Consider the following 18,362-nt stretch of genomic DNA (forward strand, 5'->3'; position numbering starts at 1 on the left):
TTCCGGCCTCATCGCGGGCAAGCCTTGCTCCCACAGGTTTTTCTGGCGGACAAATAGTGTGTGAAGCCCGGAGCCTGTGGGAGCAAGGCTTGCCCGCGATGGCGGCCTGATGACCACCACCTGCCCCATGCCAAACCTCACATCAACCCACACCGATCAAAAAACCGCTCACGCCCCAGGATCATCAGCGCCGCGCGCTTGTGGGGGAAATCGAATTCCTTTTCGCAGTGGAAACACTGGTTGTGCAGGTGTCCGATCATCCGGGCATTGTCGGCGCGGGGCTCGGCGACTACGCGCTGGGTGCGCGGATCGTCCAGGAACAGGTAATGCACCAGCGCCGATAGCCAACTGGCCACCTTGTGCGGTCCCCGGTGTTGCTCTTCGCCCACCAGCATGTGGATGCCGCGATCGTAGTTGCCGGCATCATAGAACGGCGCGATCCGATCTTCCTTGGCCCAATAGGCTTCGAAATAAGCGAACGGCTGATCATCGAAACAGCCGATCAAGGTCAAGACCCGGGGATCGGCCTGCAGCTTGCCGAGGTACTCGCGATGCTGTTCCAGGCTGCCCTCCTCCTGCCAGAAGCTCGCCACCCGCGGGCTGTTCTGCCAGCGGTTGAAACGCGTGAGGTCCTGCTCGATTTCCAAGGTGCGCAAGGACACCCAGGCGCCCAGCCGCGCATCGAAACGCCGGTACACCTCGCCACGGGGCTTGAGGGGCCGGCGTGGATGGCGCTGGCCATCGGTGATGATCATGTGTTGCGGGTAACTGCCGTTGAACGACACTCCCAGCCAGGGCTGCGGCAATTGCCAGAACATCGTGCGCTCGCAAATATATTCACCGGCACGTTCAGTGGCGGTCAATAAACCGCTGAGCAAGGCTTCGCCGGGGCGCTCGTCGAGGTGCCAGGTCAGGCGCTGGCAGTCAGAGTCGCGAGCAAACAGCCAATAGCAGGCCGCCCACAGCGCCGGGCCTACCGGTCGGTCGTTGATTTCCTGCAAGTGCACGTGCAACTCGGGACCACGCGCAAGACGCAGGCGGATCAGCGGCGCACCTTCGAGCATCAGGCTCAGGTGGCGTTCGGTTTCATCGGCGCCAAGGCGACGGCCGCCGGGCAAGGGCAACGTCGTCGGGTGATTGAGGTTGGACATGGGAGGGGCTCGCGTATTCGTCGGTAGTCAACGTGGGACGTGAGCCAGGAAGGGAAATTTAGTGGCACATTCAATGGGAATGCACGGGCACCAGATGAATCTGGTAGGGCTGGAAAATCTTCAGCAACTGACCGTTATCCCGCAGCATTTGCAGCAACTGCGCAAACGCCTCACTGGAAATGGGCGCTTGCGGACGGATCAGCGCGTAATGGTGGTAAACCTGATCGATACGTTCCGACACCAGCAATTGCGGGCCGACTTCGGGATTGCGCAATACGTAATCGTTGAGGTACGAACGGGTCACCAGGGCGATATCCGCGCGCCCGCGCAACACCATCAACAAGTTGCTGTCGTGGGAATAGGTCAACGTCGCGTTGTATTGGCCGGCGAGGAACTTGGGATCGGCGTTGAATTCGGCAAAGGCATAGTGATAACCGCTGAACAGTGCCAGGCGCTTGCCCCTGAGATCGGCGAAATAACTTTGCTGTCGATCCGGCTCGCGCTGGGCGACGAAGACTTCCGCGTCCTCCAGCCCCATGTCTACCGAGGTATGCGGCACATCCTGCCAGCCCCATTCAGGGTTCTCGAAAATCGCCATGTCGACCCGGCCCTGCTTGAAATCATTGAATCGGCGCGGGATCGACGTTGGCACCAGCACGAACTGATAGTCGGTTTGCAACTGGTTCAAGGCCTCCACCATTTGCGGCAACAGGCCGGTGTCGGCACCGTTCTCGGGACGAACGGTATAAGGCGGAAAATGCGCCGCGCCGATCCGCACCAGTTGCGCCGCTTCGATCGGCAACGCCAGGAAAACGGCCAGAACAGCCAGCAACAGACGCGAGGTCATCCCCATCGGCGAAAACGTCAAGATAACCCACTCCCCAAAAGTCCCATCAATAACAATCAAGCTAGGCGGTTTCAGCCACTTAGCCAGCCACACGGTCATTCAAGGCATTGCTCGATTATTGTTTTTCTTCAAGCACCAGGATCAGGGCTTGCTCGGCCAGCTCATCGAGGCTCAGGCTGCCTTCGGTGCGAAACCAGGTAGTGGTCCAGGACAACGCGCCCGTGAGAAACCGCCGGGTAATGGACACGTCGCCACGAATATACCCGGCCTCCTTGGCCTGGCCCAGGACCTCGAGCCACAAGTCTTCATAAATATCACGCAGGGCCAGCACCTGTCGCTGTCCTTGCTCCGACAGCGAACGCCACTCATAGACCAGCACCGCCATGGCCTCGCCCGTGCCGCCCATGATCGACTGCAATTCGCAGCGGATCAGCGCCAACACCCGCTCACGTACGCTGTCGGCCTCGGCCAGGGCGGCGCGCATCAATGCGGTGTTGTAGCGGATGGTTTCTTCCATCACCGCCCGCAGGATTTCGTCCTTGCTCTTGAAATGGTGAAAGATGCTGCCCGACTGAATGCCCACGGCACTGGCCAGGTCACGCACCGTGGTGCGCTCGAAGCCTTTGTTGCGAAACAGGTGGGCGGCGGTCTGGAGCAGTTTGCCGCGAGCACTGTCCGGGTCGGTCAGTTGCCCGTTATCGACCAGCTCCCGCATCACGCCCAGGGCTTTTTGCTCATCCACCCATTCTCTCCTACAGTCGATCAACCTACGTACGAGCATTGCACACCAAACCATCACTGGCGCGGGCAATTTAAGCTGACCGAGGCAGCCAAGCAAGCGCTCGGCCAGAAGAACCAGCGACCGTTTACAAACCAAGCGCTTGCTTGGTAGTCTCGAGCCACCTTTGCCGGAGGGAACGCCATGCCAAAAACCATCCGTATCGGTTGCGCCAGCGCCTTCTGGGGCGATACCTGTACTGCGGCGGAGCAACTGGTCGAGGGCGGGGCGCTGGATTACCTGGTGTTCGATTACCTGGCCGAGGTAACGATGTCGATCATGGCGGGAGCGCGCCTGAAGGATGTTTCGAGCGGCTATGCCACGGACTTCATCGAGGTCCTAACTCCGCTGCTACGACGTTTGCATGACGACCGGATCCGCGTCATCAGCAACGCTGGCGGGGTCAATCCCCAGGCCTGTGCGAAGGCCCTGCAAGCGGCCTGCGATCAGGCGGGCGTGCCGTTGAAGATCGCCGTGCTACTGGGCGATGACCTGCAACCGCAAAGCGAACGGCTCGCTGTCCAGGGCTTGCGCGAAATGTTCAGTGGCGAGCCCCTGTCCTGCGCGTGCGTGTCGATCAACGCCTACCTTGGCGCGCCCGGCATCGTCGAGGCGTTGCGCCTGGGGGCCGATGTCGTGATCACCGGCCGTGTGGTGGACAGCGCCGTGGTCAGCGCCGCCTTGGTGCATGAATTCGGCTGGGCCTGGAACGATTACGACCGATTGGCCCAGGCCGCATTGGCCGGGCACCTGATCGAGTGCGGCGCCCAGTGCACGGGCGGCAACTTCACCGACTGGCAGCAAGTGCCGGATTATGAGCACATCGGCTTTCCCATCGTCGAGGTCAGCGCCGACGGCCAGTTCACGGTCACCAAAGCCGAAGGCAGCGGCGGATTGGTCACGCCATTGACCGTCGGCGAGCAGTTGCTCTACGAAATCGGCGACCCGCAAGGCTATCTGTTGCCGGACGTGATCTGTGATTTCAGCCAGGTCAGGTTGATCCAGCAAGGCAAGCACGCCGTGCGCGTCCACGGCGCCAAGGGCTTGCCGCCCAGCGATCAATACAAGGTCAGCGCCACCTGGCCGGACGGTTGGCGCTGCACCGCCACCTGCCTGATCGCCGGCATTGATGCGGTGGCCAAGGCTGAACGGGTCGGCCAGGCAATCGTCGCCAAGACCTCACAGATTTTCAGCCAACGAGGCTGGGCGCCCTACAGCGAAGTGAACATCGAACTGCTGGGCAGCGAAGCTACCTACGGCCAGCACAGCCAGCGCCGGGACAGCCGTGAGGTGGTGATCAAGCTGGCGGTTCGGCACCCGGAGAAACAGCCGCTGGTGCTGTTTTCCAGGGAGATCGCCCAAGCCGCCACCGGCATGGCGCCAGGGCTGACGGGGCTGGTCGGCGGCCGGCCGACGGTGTCGCCGTTGATTCGCCTGTTCTCGTTCCTGATTGACAAAGCCACTTGCCCGCTCGACATCGAACTCGATGGCCAGCGCCACCCTTGCCCACTGCCCGCCTTCGAACCGCTGCACACCGTCGATCTGCCGGTCGCCCCGGACCTGCCCAAACCCCAAGGCCGGGCCGATGCCAGCGTGCCGCTGGTCAAACTGGCGGTGGCGCGCTCCGGCGACAAGGGCAACCACAGCAACATTGGCGTGATCGCCCGGGAACCCGAATACCTGCCCTGGATCGCCGAGGCGCTGACGCCAGAGGTCATGGTCGACTGGATGAGTCACGTGCTCGACCCACTGTCAGGGCGGGTCGAACGCTGGTACCTGCCGGGCACCCACAGTTTGAATTTCCTGCTGGAAAATGCCCTCGGCGGCGGCGTCGCCAGTCTGCGCATCGATCCCCAAGGCAAGGCGTTCGCCCAGCAATTGCTGGAGATTCAAATACCGGTGCCGCAACACATTGCCGACCGAGTCAACGCCTCCCCACACCGCCCTGATGCAGGTTGACCCGTAGGAGCTGACGAGTGCAACGAGGCTGCGATCTTGTCCCAAACAATTGAGTCGCAAGCGAAAGATCAAGATCAAAAGATCGCAGCCTTCGGCAGCTCCTACACAACCTCGCCACGGAGTTTGGCGTTAATGAGTTCGAACATGAGGAATGCCCATGGCGGTGATCGAATCGCACCTTGACCCGCACAGCGCCGACTTCGCTCGCAACCACGCGGCGATGCTGGCCGGTGTCGAACAGCTGCGCCAGCTCGAACAAGCCGTGCTGGAGAAAGCCGCCCAGGCCCAGGGCAAGTTCGACCAGCGCGGCCAACTGTTGCCGCGCCAGCGCCTGAACCTGCTGCTAGACCCTGGCGCGCCGTTCCTCGAACTGGCGAGCCTGGCCGGCTACAAACTCCATGACGACAAGGACGGTAGCCAGGCCGGCGGCGGCCTGATCGCCGGGATCGGCTACGTGTCCGGGCTGCGGGTGCTGGTGGTGGCCAACAACAGCGCAATCAAGGGCGGCACGATCTCCCCCAGCGGCTTGTACAAGACCCTGCGTTTGCAACAGATTGCCATGGAAAACAAGCTGCCGGTCATCACCCTCGCCGAAAGTGGCGGCGCCAATCTCAATTACGCCGCGCAGATTTTCGTCGAAGGCGCCCGCTGCTTCGCCCACCAGGCACGCATGTCGGCCATGGGCCTGCCACAGATCACCGTGGTACATGGCTCGGCCACCGCAGGCGGGGCTTATCAGCCAGGGTTGTCGGATTACGTGGTGGTGGTGCGCGACAAGGCGCGGCTGTTCCTGGCCGGGCCGCCGTTGCTCAAGGCCGCGACCGGAGAAGTGGCCAGCGAAGAGGAACTGGGCGGTGCACAGATGCATGCCCAGGTGGCCGGCACCGCCGAATACCTGGCCGAGAACGACGCCGACGGCGTGCGCTTGGCCCGGGAGATCCTCAGCCTGCTGCCCTGGAATGCGCAACTGCCGCCACAGCCCGAACGGAGCTGGGCGGAGCCGCTCTACCCCGCTGACGAATTATTGGGACTGGTTCCCGACGACCCGAAGAAACCCTATGACGTGCAGGAAATCATCGCCCGCATCGCCGACGGCTCGAATTTCCTGGCGTTCAAAAGTGAGTTCGACGCCCAGACGATTTGCGGTCACCTGCACATTCGCGGCCATGCCTGCGGCGTGATCGGCAACAACGGACCGATCACGCCGCAGGGCGCCAGCAAGGCCGCGCAGTTCATCCAGTTGTGCGACCAGAGCCGCACACCGTTGCTGTTTTTGCACAACACCACCGGGTTCATGGTCGGCACCGAGTCGGAGCGACAAGGGGTGATCAAGCACGGCGCCAAGATGATCCAGGCCGTGGCCAATGCCCGGGTGCCCAAGCTGACCGTCGTGGTGGGCGGCTCCTACGGCGCCGGCAATTACGCCATGTGCGGCCGTGGGCTGGACCCACGTTTCATCTTCGCCTGGCCCAACAGCCACACGGCGGTGATGGGCGGCGCCCAGGCCGGCAAGGTCCTGCGCATGGTCACTGAGGCCACGCAGATCAAGAACGGCCTGACCCCCGATCCGAAGATGCTCGACCTGCTCGAGCAAACCACCGCGCAGAAACTCGATAGCCAGTCCACCGCTCTCTACGGCAGCGCCAACCTGTGGGACGACGGGCTCATCGACCCGCGCGACACGCGCACCTTGCTGGGCTACCTGCTGGACATCTGTCACGAGGCCGAGCAGCGGCCGCTGCAAGCCAACAGCTTCGGCGTGGCCCGTTTCTGAGGACGCTCCACGGCTCACAGGAGAACCATAACAATGATCTTCACCCAGGAACACGAAGCACTGCGGGGCACCGTTCGCCAATTTGTCGAGCATGACATCAACCCTTACGTCGACGAATGGGAGAAAGCCGGGCGGTTCCCCATCCACGAGGTTTTCCGCAAGGCCGGCGAACTGGGCCTGCTGGGCATTTCCAAACCCGTTGCCTTCGGCGGCATGGGCCTGGACTACAGCTATTCGATCGTCGCGGCCGAGGAATTCGGCAGCATTCATTGCGGCGGCGTGCCCATGTCCATCGGCGTCCAGACCGACATGTGCACCCCGGCCCTGGCCCGCTTCGGCTCCGATGAGTTGCGTGAAGCGTTCCTGCGCCCGGCCATCCGCGGCGAACAGGTCGGCTGCATCGGCGTCTCGGAGGTCGGCGCAGGCTCCGACGTCGCCGGCCTCAAGACCACGGCGCGCAAGGACGGCGACGACTACGTCATCAACGGCAGCAAGATGTGGATCACCAATGCCCCCAGCGCCGACTTCATTTGCCTGCTGGCCAACACCTCGGACGACAAGCCCCACGTCAACAAATCGCTGATCATGGTGCCGATGCACAGCCCCGGCATCAGCCTCGGCCAACACCTGGACAAACTCGGCATGCGCAGCTCGGAAACCGCCCAGGTGTTTTTCGACGACGTGCGCGTGCCACAACGCAATCGCATCGGCCAGGAAGGCGCCGGGTTCATGATGCAGATGCTGCAGTTCCAGGAAGAACGCCTGTTCGGCGCGGCCAACATGATCAAGGGCCTGGAGCATTGCATCGACAGCACCATCGAGTACTGCAAGGAGCGCAAGACCTTCGGCGTGGCCCTGATCGACAACCAGGTGATCCACTTTCGCCTGGCGGAGCTGGTCAGCGAGATCGAATGCCTGCGGGCGTTGGTCTACCAGGCCACCGAGCAGTACATCAACGGCCAGGACGTCACGCGGCTGGCGTCGATGGCCAAGCTCAAGGCCGGACGCCTGGCCCGGGAAACCACCGACAGTTGCCTGCAATACTGGGGCGGCATGGGCTTCATGTGGGACAACCCGGTGGCACGGGCCTATCGCGACGTGCGACTGGTGTCCATCGGTGCTGGTGCGGACGAAATCATGCTGGGGATCATCTGCAAACTCATGGGGATTTTGCCGGGGAAGAAAAAATGAGCGCCTTGCCTGGCAGGCCGCTATCGCGAGCAAGCTCGCTCCCACAAAGGAGGGTGAACACAGTTCAGTGTGGGAGCGAGCTTGCTCGCGATGAGGCCCAAACAGACACCACAAAAGTCCTGGGATGACCCCATGCCGACCTTCAGCAAAATCCTCATCGCCAACCGTGGCGAAATCGCCTGCCGGATCCAGCGCACCGCCCAGGCCCTGGGCTATCGCACGGTGGCGGTGTTCAGCGAGGCCGATGCCGATGCGCTGCACGTGCGCATGGCCGATGAAGCCGTGCTGATCGGCGCGGCCGCAGTGCAGCAGTCCTACCTCAACCCCTCGGCCATTCTCGGTGCAGCCCGGCGCTGCGGGGCCGATGCGATCCATCCCGGCTACGGCTTTCTTTCGGAAAATGCCGGATTCGCCAAGGCCTGCGAAGCCGCCGACATCGTGTTCATCGGCCCCAGCCCCGAGGCCATCGACCTGATGGGCAGCAAGCGCCGGGCAAAAAACGCCATGATTGCAGCCGGCATTCCCTGCATCGCTGGTTACCAGGGCGCCGCTCAGGACGACGACACGCTGCAGCGCGAAGCCGGGCGCATCGGCTATCCGTTGATGATCAAGGCCAGCGCCGGTGGCGGAGGCCGAGGCATGCGCCTGCTCCAGCGGGCCGAGGACCTGCTGGAGCAGTTGCGCAGCGCGCGCTCGGAGGCCCTGCACGGTTTTGGCAGCGACGAGTTGATCCTCGAACAGGCCTTGATCGATCCGCGGCATGTGGAAGTGCAGATCTTCGGCGACCACCACGGTCAGCTGATCCACCTGGGCGAACGGGACTGCTCGATCCAGCGGCGCCACCAGAAAGTCATCGAGGAAGCGCCCTGCCCGGTCATGACCGCCGACCTGCGCCAGGCCATGGGGGACGCGGCACTCAAGGCCGGACGCGCAGTGAATTATGTCGGGGCCGGGACCGTGGAGTTCCTGCTCGCCGGGGACGGTCGGTTTTACTTCCTGGAGATGAACACGCGCCTGCAGGTCGAACACCCGGTCACCGAGTTGATCACCGGCCTGGATCTGGTGGCCTGGCAATTGGACGTCGCCGCTGGTAGGCCGCTGCCCCTGCGCCAGGAGCAGGTGACGCTCAGCGGCCATGCCATGCAAGTGCGACTGTACGCCGAGGACCCGGCGGCGGATTTCCTGCCCCAGACCGGGCGGTTGATCGGTTGGGAGCCGCCCATACGGGACGGTGTGCGAATCGACCATGGCCTGCTGGAGGGCCAAGCCATCACCCCGTTCTACGATTCGATGCTGGGCAAGATCATCGTCCACGGCGTCACTCGCGAGCAGGCCCGACGCAAATTGTTGCGAGCGGTGGAAGATTGCGTATTGCTTGGCGTGCAGAGCAACCAGCGATTGCTCGTCGGGTTGCTGGCACACCCGCGGTTCATCGACGGTGACTTCGGCAACGGATTCATTGGGCAGCACTTTGCCAACCATACGGCGCTCCAGCCCCTTGAGCCCTCTGTCGAACAACTCGCCATCGCCACGGCGGCGTTTTACCTGGCCTCTCAAGCACGGCATGCTCCGGGCCTGGGCGGATGGCGCAACAGCATCGGCGCGGCACTGCACTACCGGATCGGCGTCGGGGAGCACGACTGGGCGCTGAGCCTGGAGGCCGAAACCGACGGCGCACTCAACATCCGCAGTGCCGGGTGCTTGATCGAACTGAGGCTGCTCGAGGCTACCCCCCATGGCGCAACACTGGTGATCGATGGGATTGGCCGGCGGTATTGCTGGCGCCTCGATGGCAACGATCTCTGGCTGTTCACCCGCCCTGGCGGCCTACACCTGCAAGATCGGACCCTGGCCCCCAGCGCCGCCAAGGCCAGCCCCGGCGACGGCACACTCAAGGCGCCAATGGACGGCGCCATTGTCGAGCTGCTGGTCCGCGAAGGCAGCACGGTGCGCCAAGGCCAACTGCTCATGGTGCTTGAAGCAATGAAAATGGAGCACCCGCTCAAGGCAGGCGTCGACGGCGTGGTCAGGCAATTGCAGGTCACGCGGGGTGACCAGGTGAAAAACCGCCAGGTTTTGTTGCGCGTTGAAACGGCCCACTAGTCGGATGCCGAGGGTTTGACTACGCTCAAACCCATCAGCACGCCGATACCAGGAACCCTGCAATGCCTCACTGGCTGGTGATTGATCTGGAGGCCACCACCGATGAAGGTGGCTGGCCGGTAACCGAAATGGAAATTATCGAAATCGGCGCCACGCTGGTGAATCGTGACGGCCGCGAAGTGGATCATTTCCAGCGCTTCGTGCGGCCCCTGAGGCGACCGCTGCTCACGCCCTTCTGTCGCGAACTGACCCACATCACCCAGGCCAATATCGACAGTGCCGCGCCCTTGACCGAGGTCTGGCCGGCGTTCGAACGCTGGCTGGCGCCGTATCAGTCGAAGCTGGAAAGCTGGGTCAGTTGGGGTGATTACGACCGCAAGCAACTGCTTCAGGAATGGCAGCACCAGCAGTTGCACAGTGTCCTCGGCCAGGTGCCGCACATGAACCTCAAGCAACGCTTCGCCAAGGCCCGTCGACTGGAGCGACCGCTGGGGCTTAATGGCGCGCTGCAACTGGCGGGCCTGCAATTCTGCGGTCAACAGCACCGTGCGCTGGAAGATGCGCGCAATACCGCGCGGTTGTTGCCCTTGGTGCTTCCGGGTTGAGCGGCAATCACCTATCGGTGCGGCAGATGACGAATGTCGACGCCTTGTGCATACTGGCCGGCCCTTTTCAGCCCCTTTTTCGAGGAATCGCCCATGTTCAAAGTCAACGAGTACTTCGACGGCACCGTCAAGTCGATCGCTTTTGGCACTGCCGAAGGCCCTGCGACCATCGGCGTCATGGCGCCGGGCGAATATGAGTTCGGTACGGCCCAACGTGAAATCATGCACGTCGTCTCCGGCGCCCTGACCGTGAAGCTGCCGGACAGCCGCGATTGGGAAACCTTCGAGGCTGGCAGCCAGTTCAATGTACCGGCCAACAGCAAGTTCCAGCTCAAAGTGGCCATCGATACCGCTTACCTGTGTGAGTATCGCGGCTAATCTGTAGCGAGGGAGTTTAACCCTCTGTGGGAGCAAGGCTTGCCCGCGATGAAGGCGACGTGGTCTCTCAGAGATCGGGGTGGCTGTTTCGCGAGCAAGCTTTGCTCCCACAGAGCGGGGAAAACCCCTCGCCACAAGAGCCCCGGCATGGCATCGGGGTGAATAAAAATGCCCGTGTCCAGTGACACGGGCATTTTTGTTCACGGATCTTTTACTCGAGCACTTCAACCGGCATGCCGACTTCAAGCCGGCCGTTGCCGTCGTTGACCAGGTTCTGGCCGAACATCGCACCGTCCGGTGTCGAACGGTATTGCTGCAACGTGGCAAAGGGTTCGCGATTCGGATCGCGTTCGCCGGTTTGCGGATCGACCGTGGTCATGATGCAACGCGAACATGGCTTGACCAGGCGGAACTCCACCTCGCCGATACGAATGCGCTTCCAGCCGTCCTCGGCAAACGCCTCGCTGCCCTCGACCACCAGGTTGGGGCGAAAGCGCAACATTTCCAGCGAACGACCGACCCGACTCGACAGGTCCTGCAAGGACGCCTGGCCAATCAGCAGCAGGGGGAAACCATCGGCAAAGGCGACCTTGTCGTCATCCTTGCCATAACCGGCGGCGGTGGTACGTGCCAGATCCACCGGCACATGCACCAGGCGGGTAGGATTGCCGATGAATTCGCTGACCCAGGCCGCTGCCTCGTCACCGGCATCCGGCACGCGCAAGGTGTCACGCCAGATGATCACCCCACGCCGCTGTTCCTCCATCACTGGCGGTAGCGACACGTCGATGGCGCCATGGCCCGGCGCGCTGAGCGTCAGGCCGCCCGCGTCGTTCCACAACGCTGAGAGCTGGCTCATCTTCGCCACGGCTCGCTGGGTCAGGAAACGCCCCGTGCCCTCATCCACCAGCATCCAGCGCCGGTCACCGTCCAGCCCGAGCTTGTCCAGGCCGATCCCTTGCAAGGGCTGGCCCTTGCCGGACTTCAACGGATACCGATACAGCGCGCTCAGCCGCAACATGGTCAACTTCCCTGGTGGCGAAAAAAAGCCACCTTATACGAGCCGGCCATTGAAGCAAACCACCATCGGCTTTAGTCGAGCATCAGCCGCTGGCGCACCACATCGACCAGCTTGTCCGGCTGGAATTTGGACAGGAAGTTGTCGCAACCGACCTTCTTGACCATCGAATCGTTGAAGCTGCCGGACAGCGAGGTGTGCAGTACGACATAGAGCCCACGCAGACGCGGGTCGTTGCGGATTTCGGTGGTCAGCCGGTAGCCGTCCATTTCCGGCATTTCAGCGTCGGTGAAGATCATCAGCAATTTATCGGTCATCACCTCGCCGGTATCGGCCCAGGCCTTGAGCATGTTCAGGGCTTTGAGGCCGTCGCTGGCGATGTGCATTTTCACGCCCAATTGCCCCAGGGTATCGCGCAATTGCGAGAGCGCGACGTTGGAGTCGTCCACCAGCAACACTTCGCGACCACGGGCGCGCTCCAGCACCGGGTCTTCGAGCTTGTCGCGGGAGACCTTGGCGTTGTACGGCACGATTTCGGCCAGGACTTTTTCCACGTCGATGATTTCCACCAACTGATCGTCCACCTTGCTGATGGCCGTCAGGTAGTGCTCGCGGCCAGCGCTGGTCGGTGGAGGCAGGATGGCTTCCCAGTTCATATTGACGATGCGGTCGACACCGCCCACCAGGAATGCCTGAACCGAGCGGTTGTATTCAGTCACGATAATGGTGCTGTTGGGGCCCGGTACCAACGGACGCATGCCAATGGCCTGGGACAGGTCGATCACCGGCAACGTCTGGCCCCGCAGATTGACCACGCCGCACACGAACGGGTGGCGCTGCGGCATCAGGGTCAGTTTCGGCAGTTGCAGCACTTCCTGGACCTTGAACACGTTAATGGCGAACAGCTGTCGACCCGCCAAGCGGAACATGAGAATTTCCAGGCGATTCTCACCCACCAGTTGGGTTCGTTGATCTACTGTGTCGAGAATGCCGGCCATCGATGACTCCTGGGCTTGTTCGGATGAATCCAATAAAAGAGATATCGGCTGCACGAGCCGAATCTTGACCCCCGGATAAAATACAAGCGTGGGGCATTGATGTCACATTAACATCATGCTTTACTGGCTTCATGGTTTCATCTGCAACTTATCCATGCCGCGCGACTCTCGTTTGCGCGCTAAGTTCCCCTGCCTAAGGGATTCCCCTAGGCACAATCAGGTCCAACCTGATATTCCCGTTATCCAATAGCCATTAATGTGACGCCATTCTCATTGCTGAACGGAGTCAGGCTTTTGTGCGCGACCACAGGACATCGGACCGCCAGTCTTTCGGCCGATCCCATCCGTGCAATTGTTTGCGAATTCACTTTCGCTGAACGGCATGGGCGTGTCGCCGTGCGTCCGTCCTCGGTCAACCTTGAGATCCAGCCGTTCGTCATCAGCGGTTTTCTTTCGCCTGACATGATGTTGTGGAGATAAGCATGCCGAACGATCGTAGGAACTGGAGTGAGCGTCTTCCCGAACTTCTGATCGAGGCCGAGACGCTATTGGCCAAGTCGGAGGAATGCCTGAGCCATCTGCAATTGATCAACAACGACAAGGATGCCATCGATTGCATGCTCAGCAGCTTGCTGAAACTGTCGAACAAGGCCAATGCCTTGGCGCTGGAAGCCGTTTCGGAGTTTTCACTGCATATCCATGGCTTGCTCAGTCACGCGCAAAACCACATGGAGTTGCATGACGAGGCATTGGACGCCCTGAAGGATTGTTTGACCCTGATGGCCTGGCAATTGGAACTGGTCGATCACACCACCGGCCAGTTGGGCCTGGACAGCAGCGAACAGATCTCGTTGATCGAGGCCTTCGCATTCCAGGTAGGCCAGAGCCCCAGCCAGGCATCGGCAGCGTCACGCCCGCTGGCGTTGGTACCCTACTCCCAGAAACAAGCCTGAGACGATGATGCCGGCTCAGCGCGGCGTGCCTGATTCGCAGCGCTTTCACCGCGCCATGCCGAGCGCGACCAACGATAGGCGAAGTGGTACTATCTCGCGCGTCAGCCACTTCAAGACAGCGCCGTAAAAGCCGCCGACCGAAGCTGCCCTCGACCTGAAACGTTTACCCGACCGGGCCTGTCAGATACGCTGACCGGCCAGCCCGCAGCGAACATTCATTGGCTCCATCCGCTATGTACGCCAGTCTCAAGTCATTCATCACCTGGCCTCCCTCCCGAGAAAACGCCCGTCGCTTCACATTGTTATTGTGCATCTGCTCGACCGTCGGCTGCCTGCTGGCCTACCTCTACGCCCACACGGTGCCGTTGAGCTTGCTGGCACTGAATGTCGCGGCGATGACCTGTGTCTGGATCCACCATCGATTGTCGCGCAAATCCATCAAGTTCCAGCCCCAGGAACTGGCCGACCGGTTGCTTGAGGTGCAGGAAAACGAGCGCCATCGGCTCAGCCGCGAACTGCACGACGACATTGGCCAGTTGCTGACCGCGGCGAAGCTGCAAGGCGAATGGCTCAAGCGCCGGATGCCGGAAGAACTGCAAGGCCAATGCGCGCTCCTGTGCGAGACGCTGGACGAAACCCTCAACAAGGTCCGCGATGTATCGGCGATCCTCAACCCCAGGGAATTGACCAGTCTTGGGCTTGAAGCCAGCCTGCGGGCGCACCTGCTCAAGACCCTGGCCAATGCCCCGGTGAAGTGGAGCCTCGATTGCCAACAGCGCATGGCAGGCATCCCGGAGGAAATGTCGGTCGCGGTGTTCCGGATCACCCAGGAAGCGGTCACCAACATCTTGCGCCATGCCCGGGCGACGAATCTGCTGGTACGCTTGCAACGCCTGCCCGACGGCCTGACCCTGCTGATCAGCGACGATGGCCAGGGGTTTGTCCCGGCCACCCACCCCGCGCGCGAAGGTCAACGGGGCATGGCCGGCATGTCGGAGCGGGTCGAACAGTTGGGCGGCACCCTCAAGGTCATCAGCGAGGCCGGCAAGGGCACGCACATCGAAGCACGCTTTCCCTGGGCGCCGCGAGCCCTGGAACGGGCCAGTAAGAATAAGGTTCTCCTTTGATTTGTAATTTGCTCCTGGTAGATGACCACTCCCTGATCAGGGCCGGCGTACGCGCGCTGGTCATGGATATCCCGGGCTATGCCGTCATTGGCGAAGCCAGTGACGGCACGCAATTGGTCGAGTTGGTCGAACGGTTGAACCCCGATATCGTGCTGCTGGACATTTCCATGAAGGACACCAGCGGCCTGGACGCCTTGCAACAGCTCAAGCGGGTGCGCCCCCACAGCAAGGTGCTGATCCTGTCCATGCATACGGATCCGGCGCTGATCATGCAGGCGCTGGAATCAGGAGCCCATGGCTACCTGCTCAAGGACACCACCGCCAATGAGCTGAACCACGCCCTGGAGGCGTTGCGCAACAACGAACGCTACCTGAGCCCGGCCATCGCCCATACCGTGATCAACCAGGCACTGACCCGCGTCCAGAAACATCAGTCGGACCCTGCCCGGGCCCATAACCTGACGGCACGCCAGCTGGAAATACTGCGGCTGATCGTGCGCGGCAAGTCCACCCGGGAAATAGCCAACGGCCTGAACCTGAGCATCAAGACCGTGGAAACCCACCGTGCGCAAATCATGAAGCGCCTGCAGATCCATGACGTGGCCGGCCTGGTGCTGTTCGCGGTGCGCGAACAGATCATCAGCCTGGACGATTGAGCGCCGTCGCGCCGCCCAACAGCGGCGAATCGGACGGCAGGTGCACGCGCAGTGCTTTTGGGCGGACCGTGAAACGCAGGGCGTCTACCTGCAACGGCTCGCCGTCGAGATTGATATCCAGGCCTTGCGCGACCTTGATCTCCACCCATGGCAAGCGCGCGCGGACGAACATGTTGTCGATGCCCAGGCCACCCGCCAGCAAGTCCCTCAACGTACTGACCACCTCCTGAGGCGCCGGCAAGATGCTGATGTCCAGCAACCCATCATCGGCCCACGCCTGCGGGCACAGCTCGTGGCCGCCCCCCGCCTGACGGCCATTGCCGATACCCAGCGCGAGCAAATCGCCTTGCCAGTGAAAATCGGGCCCCTGCAACTCCCCATAGGCGGCACTCAGCTCACTGAATCGTGACAGGCCGGTGAACAGGTAGGCCGCGCCCCCCAGGACTTTCTTGAGGTCCTCGGAGGTGTTCGCCGTCACCTGGCTGCCAAAACCGCCGGTGGCCATGTTCAGGAAAATCCGACCGCAGACTTCACCCACATCCACGGACTGCGGCGCAACGTCGAGCAAATCCAGGGCCTGCGCAGGCTCCAGCGGAACACCGGCCGCCCGGGCGAAATCATTGGCAGTTCCCAGCGGCAGCAGTACCAGGCTGGCATCACTGGAATTGAGGACAATCGCTTCGGCGATATCACGCAAGGTCCCATCACCGCCGCCGGCGATCAGTCGGGTATAACCGGCCTCCAGCGCCTCATCGACGCATCGTTGGGCGTCACCGGCCTCCCAGGTCAACCGTACTGCCAGGTCCCAGCCCTGCTCACGCTTGAGCATCACTGCCGCGCGAACCTCTTCGTTGAGCGCTTGCTTGCCATGCAAAATCAACAGCGCCTTGCCTTTGCTCATCGTTGTCTCCGTCATTGCCAGGTTCAGGAAATGGGACCACTCAATCGCGCGAAAAAGCCCAAAACATCTCAATTTATTGAAAAAGCAGGAAGACTTACCCCGGGAGAAAACCCGCAGGGCCACTCGCTCGACCGGGACGCCTTGATTCGAAGAGTTTTCTTACAAGATCTGGCGAATCAGCTCAATTGACCCTCTAGCGGTATTGAGACACCTTGGCCTTCTGTTTTGCTGGAACGCTAAAACCCTCATCACACAAGGAAGCACTTACCCATGGATGGATACGTCACGGCCCGCTGGGGCCGGATCAGTCGTTCGAACAGTTATGACCAAGGGGATGAACTGCCCCATGCATAACCGTGAATACAAGCTGATGCCCCGGCAGCACGCGCCTTTTGGAAGCGGGCGGGCCAATACTCAGGACGAATGCAAAAGTTGCAGTAATCCCGTTGGAGGAATTGATTTGGAACCGCGCGTCGTTGAACTGGAAACCCACCTCAAATACATCCGCAAAGACATGGATGAAATTCGCACCGACGTAAAGGTGATCCGCCACAGACTAGCCTATTCGGCTGGTGCTGCAGCGGTGGTGCTCGGCCTGCTGGGCTGGATTGCGAACAATCGATTCGATCAGGTGGTGATGCTGCTCACACGATGAAGGTGAGGCGCGTGAAGGCCCGAGGATCCGACTCGGGCCGCAGAACACCCGCCACAGTGCTAGCCCAGGACTTCGCTCAAGGGAATGAAGCCCACTTCATCGCCCTCCACCAGCGTCCGTCCTTCGAGCACTTCGACCAGCCCTTCGGCCCAGGCGGCACTGCGCAGGACACCCGAGCTTTGATTGCGGTAGATGATCGCCCGACCGTTCTCAATTCGGCCTCGCAAGTATTCTCGTCGACTGCCCGCCTTCGGCCAGACGAAACCGGCCGGCACCTTGAACTTGAGCGGCGCCACCGACTGAACGCCTTGGCGTCTTAGCAGGTAGGGCCGTGCCAGCAGTGCGAAAGTCACGAGGGTCGAGGCAGGATTTCCAGGCAGGCCTATGACCGGCACGCCACGGTAATGCCCGAACGTCAGAGGCTTACCCGGCTTGATGGCGAGTTTCCATAGTGCCAGCTCGCCGTCCTCGCGCAAGGCGATGCCCAGGAAGTCCGCCTCCCCCACCGATACCCCACCGGTGGACAGGATCAGATCGACATCAGACAACTGTGCCAGGCGCTCGCGGGTGGTCGATAAATCGTCGGGCAGAATACCCGCGTCAACCACTTCACAACCCATGCGTTGCAGCCAGCCACACAACAGCACGCGGTTGCTGTTATAGATCTGGCCTGGGCCCAACGCCTGCCCAGGCTCGACCAGCTCATCTCCTGTGGACAGGACTGCGACGCGGACTTTGCGCACCACTTGCAGCGATGCACAGCCCAAGGAGGCGGCCAGCCCCAACTCGATCGGCCCCAGGCGCGTACCGGCAGAGAGCACCTGCTCGCCGACGGTGGTCTCCTGCCCCTGGGGGCGAATGTTCTGTCCGCTGACCATAGGCTCGGTAAACCGCACCCGCTGGTCGTCTTCAAGCACGGCATTTTCCTGCATCTCGACGCAATCGGCGCCAGCAGGGACTGGCGCCCCGGTGAAGATCCGTGCACACGTGCCAACGGCCAGCGGCTCCGGGGCCTGCCCGGCAAAAATCCGCTGGCTTACCATCAACGGCTCGCCGTTCCAGTCAGCCAGCCGCAAGGCATAGCCATCCATTGCGCTGTTGGGCCATGGCGGCAAATCAAGGGTCGACACCAGATCCTCGGCGAGCACTCGCCCTAGCGCCGCGGCCAAAGGCAAATGCTCGCGCTGGACAATCGGCGTGGCCGCCGCCATCTCGAGCAGTCGCTCCAACGCGACCTCAACGGCCATCAAGGCGCCGGCCTTGCCCGG

At 61.9% G+C, this 18,362-nt stretch carries 18 protein-coding genes; 11 read left to right on the forward strand and 7 right to left on the reverse strand.

The window, feature by feature from the left end:
* Positions 1-137 precede the first annotated feature (137 nt).
* The 3 genes from KI237_RS21105 to KI237_RS21115 form a co-directional block, all read right to left on the reverse strand.
* Positions 138-1,151 (reverse strand): GNAT family N-acetyltransferase, encoded by a 1,014-nt coding sequence (locus tag KI237_RS21105; protein ID WP_212796905.1) that lies wholly within the window; start codon positions 1,149-1,151, stop codon positions 138-140.
* A 70-nt stretch (positions 1,152-1,221) separates the two neighbouring features.
* On the reverse strand, positions 1,222-1,998 hold the full coding sequence (locus KI237_RS21110; RefSeq protein ID WP_212800669.1) for a substrate-binding periplasmic protein: 777 nt from the start codon (positions 1,996-1,998) through the stop codon (positions 1,222-1,224).
* A gap of 115 nt (positions 1,999-2,113) precedes the next feature.
* Positions 2,114-2,740 carry a TetR/AcrR family transcriptional regulator gene (locus KI237_RS21115; RefSeq protein WP_212796906.1) on the reverse strand — a complete coding sequence of 209 codons (627 nt, stop codon included), beginning with the start codon at positions 2,738-2,740 and terminating at the stop codon, positions 2,114-2,116.
* A gap of 180 nt (positions 2,741-2,920) precedes the next feature.
* Here KI237_RS21115 and KI237_RS21120 point away from each other — a divergent pair, with 180 nt between their 5' ends.
* The 6 genes from KI237_RS21120 (at position 2,921) to ppnP (ending at position 10,786) form a co-directional block, all read left to right on the forward strand.
* Positions 2,921-4,735, forward strand: a complete 1,815-nt coding sequence (locus KI237_RS21120) for an acyclic terpene utilization AtuA family protein (RefSeq protein ID WP_212796907.1) — start codon at positions 2,921-2,923, stop codon at positions 4,733-4,735.
* Positions 4,736-4,892: 157 nt separating this feature from the next.
* The gene (gene atuC, locus KI237_RS21125) at positions 4,893-6,509 is read left to right on the forward strand and encodes a geranyl-CoA carboxylase subunit beta (RefSeq protein WP_212796908.1); all 1,617 of its coding nucleotides are present in this window, start codon (positions 4,893-4,895) and stop codon (positions 6,507-6,509) included.
* A 33-nt stretch (positions 6,510-6,542) separates the two neighbouring features.
* Complete coding sequence (gene atuD / locus KI237_RS21130) at positions 6,543-7,700, forward strand: citronellyl-CoA dehydrogenase (protein WP_212796909.1); 1,158 nt, start codon at positions 6,543-6,545, stop codon at positions 7,698-7,700.
* Positions 7,701-7,832: 132 nt separating this feature from the next.
* Positions 7,833-9,803 (forward strand): acetyl/propionyl/methylcrotonyl-CoA carboxylase subunit alpha, encoded by a 1,971-nt coding sequence (locus KI237_RS21135; protein WP_212796910.1) that lies wholly within the window; start codon positions 7,833-7,835, stop codon positions 9,801-9,803.
* 62 nt (positions 9,804-9,865) lie between these two features.
* Positions 9,866-10,408: a 3'-5' exonuclease gene (locus KI237_RS21140; RefSeq protein ID WP_057451016.1), complete on the forward strand. Its 543-nt coding sequence runs from the start codon at positions 9,866-9,868 to the stop codon at positions 10,406-10,408.
* A 93-nt stretch (positions 10,409-10,501) separates the two neighbouring features.
* Entirely contained in the window at positions 10,502-10,786 is a 285-nt protein-coding gene (gene ppnP / locus KI237_RS21145) for a pyrimidine/purine nucleoside phosphorylase (protein ID WP_212796911.1), read from the forward strand.
* A 211-nt stretch (positions 10,787-10,997) separates the two neighbouring features.
* Here the strand turns inward: ppnP and KI237_RS21150 are convergent, their stop codons facing one another.
* Positions 10,998-11,807: an MOSC domain-containing protein gene (locus KI237_RS21150; protein WP_212796912.1), complete on the reverse strand. Its 810-nt coding sequence runs from the start codon at positions 11,805-11,807 to the stop codon at positions 10,998-11,000.
* Positions 11,808-11,878: 71 nt separating this feature from the next.
* Complete coding sequence (locus KI237_RS21155) at positions 11,879-12,802, reverse strand: chemotaxis protein CheV (RefSeq protein WP_003183670.1); 924 nt, start codon at positions 12,800-12,802, stop codon at positions 11,879-11,881.
* Positions 12,803-13,284: 482 nt separating this feature from the next.
* On the opposite strand from KI237_RS21155, the gene KI237_RS21160 reads away from it, so the two are divergent.
* From KI237_RS21160 to KI237_RS21170, 3 genes are all read left to right on the forward strand, one after another.
* Positions 13,285-13,755, forward strand: coding sequence for a hypothetical protein (locus KI237_RS21160; protein WP_212796913.1), 471 nt, complete (start codon positions 13,285-13,287; stop codon positions 13,753-13,755).
* Positions 13,756-13,988: 233 nt separating this feature from the next.
* Positions 13,989-14,882, forward strand: coding sequence for a sensor histidine kinase (locus KI237_RS21165; RefSeq protein WP_212800670.1), 894 nt, complete (start codon positions 13,989-13,991; stop codon positions 14,880-14,882).
* Positions 14,879-15,538: a response regulator gene (locus tag KI237_RS21170; RefSeq protein ID WP_212796914.1), complete on the forward strand. Its 660-nt coding sequence runs from the start codon at positions 14,879-14,881 to the stop codon at positions 15,536-15,538. Before KI237_RS21165 ends, KI237_RS21170 begins: the two co-directional genes overlap by 4 nt.
* Here the strand turns inward: KI237_RS21170 and yegS are convergent.
* The gene (yegS, locus tag KI237_RS21175) at positions 15,522-16,439 is read right to left on the reverse strand and encodes a lipid kinase YegS (RefSeq protein WP_212796915.1); all 918 of its coding nucleotides are present in this window, start codon (positions 16,437-16,439) and stop codon (positions 15,522-15,524) included. The genes KI237_RS21170 and yegS overlap by 17 nt on opposite strands.
* Before the next feature lie 30 nt (positions 16,440-16,469).
* On the opposite strand from yegS, the gene KI237_RS21180 reads away from it, so the two are divergent.
* Together KI237_RS21180 and KI237_RS21185 are read left to right on the forward strand one after the other, a co-directional pair.
* A complete protein-coding gene (locus tag KI237_RS21180) occupies positions 16,470-16,628 on the forward strand; it encodes a hypothetical protein (RefSeq protein ID WP_212796916.1) in 159 nt (52 codons plus the stop codon).
* Between the two features lie 157 nt (positions 16,629-16,785).
* Positions 16,786-17,094: a hypothetical protein gene (locus KI237_RS21185; protein ID WP_502937068.1), complete on the forward strand. Its 309-nt coding sequence runs from the start codon at positions 16,786-16,788 to the stop codon at positions 17,092-17,094.
* 59 nt (positions 17,095-17,153) lie between these two features.
* Here KI237_RS21185 and KI237_RS21190 read toward each other — a convergent pair whose 3' ends face one another.
* The gene (locus KI237_RS21190; protein WP_212800671.1) at positions 17,154-18,341 is read right to left on the reverse strand and encodes a molybdopterin molybdotransferase MoeA; all 1,188 of its coding nucleotides are present in this window, start codon (positions 18,339-18,341) and stop codon (positions 17,154-17,156) included.
* Positions 18,342-18,362 lie beyond the last annotated feature (21 nt).

Source organism: Pseudomonas sp. St316 (genome assembly GCF_018325905.1).
In the GTDB taxonomy this organism is placed as follows: Bacteria; Pseudomonadota; Gammaproteobacteria; order Pseudomonadales; family Pseudomonadaceae; genus Aquipseudomonas.

Coding starts and splice junctions, on each gene's coding strand:
- KI237_RS21155 (WP_003183670.1), bottom strand. CDS start 12,802: ATGGCCGGCATTCTCGACACAGTAGATCAACGAACCCAACTGGTGGGT.
- KI237_RS21120 (WP_212796907.1), top strand. CDS start 2,921: ATGCCAAAAACCATCCGTATCGGTTGCGCCAGCGCCTTCTGGGGCGAT.
- KI237_RS21160 (WP_212796913.1), top strand. CDS start 13,285: ATGCCGAACGATCGTAGGAACTGGAGTGAGCGTCTTCCCGAACTTCTG.
- atuC (WP_212796908.1), top strand. CDS start 4,893: ATGGCGGTGATCGAATCGCACCTTGACCCGCACAGCGCCGACTTCGCT.
- KI237_RS21110 (WP_212800669.1), bottom strand. CDS start 1,998: ATGACCTCGCGTCTGTTGCTGGCTGTTCTGGCCGTTTTCCTGGCGTTG.
- KI237_RS21190 (WP_212800671.1), bottom strand. CDS start 18,341: ATGGCCGTTGAGGTCGCGTTGGAGCGACTGCTCGAGATGGCGGCGGCC.
- KI237_RS21150 (WP_212796912.1), bottom strand. CDS start 11,807: ATGTTGCGGCTGAGCGCGCTGTATCGGTATCCGTTGAAGTCCGGCAAG.
- KI237_RS21185 (WP_502937068.1), top strand. CDS start 16,786: ATGCATAACCGTGAATACAAGCTGATGCCCCGGCAGCACGCGCCTTTT.
- yegS (WP_212796915.1), bottom strand. CDS start 16,439: ATGAGCAAAGGCAAGGCGCTGTTGATTTTGCATGGCAAGCAAGCGCTC.
- KI237_RS21135 (WP_212796910.1), top strand. CDS start 7,833: ATGCCGACCTTCAGCAAAATCCTCATCGCCAACCGTGGCGAAATCGCC.
- KI237_RS21165 (WP_212800670.1), top strand. CDS start 13,989: ATGTACGCCAGTCTCAAGTCATTCATCACCTGGCCTCCCTCCCGAGAA.
- KI237_RS21180 (WP_212796916.1), top strand. CDS start 16,470: ATGGGACCACTCAATCGCGCGAAAAAGCCCAAAACATCTCAATTTATT.
- ppnP (WP_212796911.1), top strand. CDS start 10,502: ATGTTCAAAGTCAACGAGTACTTCGACGGCACCGTCAAGTCGATCGCT.
- KI237_RS21105 (WP_212796905.1), bottom strand. CDS start 1,151: ATGTCCAACCTCAATCACCCGACGACGTTGCCCTTGCCCGGCGGCCGT.
- atuD (WP_212796909.1), top strand. CDS start 6,543: ATGATCTTCACCCAGGAACACGAAGCACTGCGGGGCACCGTTCGCCAA.
- KI237_RS21140 (WP_057451016.1), top strand. CDS start 9,866: ATGCCTCACTGGCTGGTGATTGATCTGGAGGCCACCACCGATGAAGGT.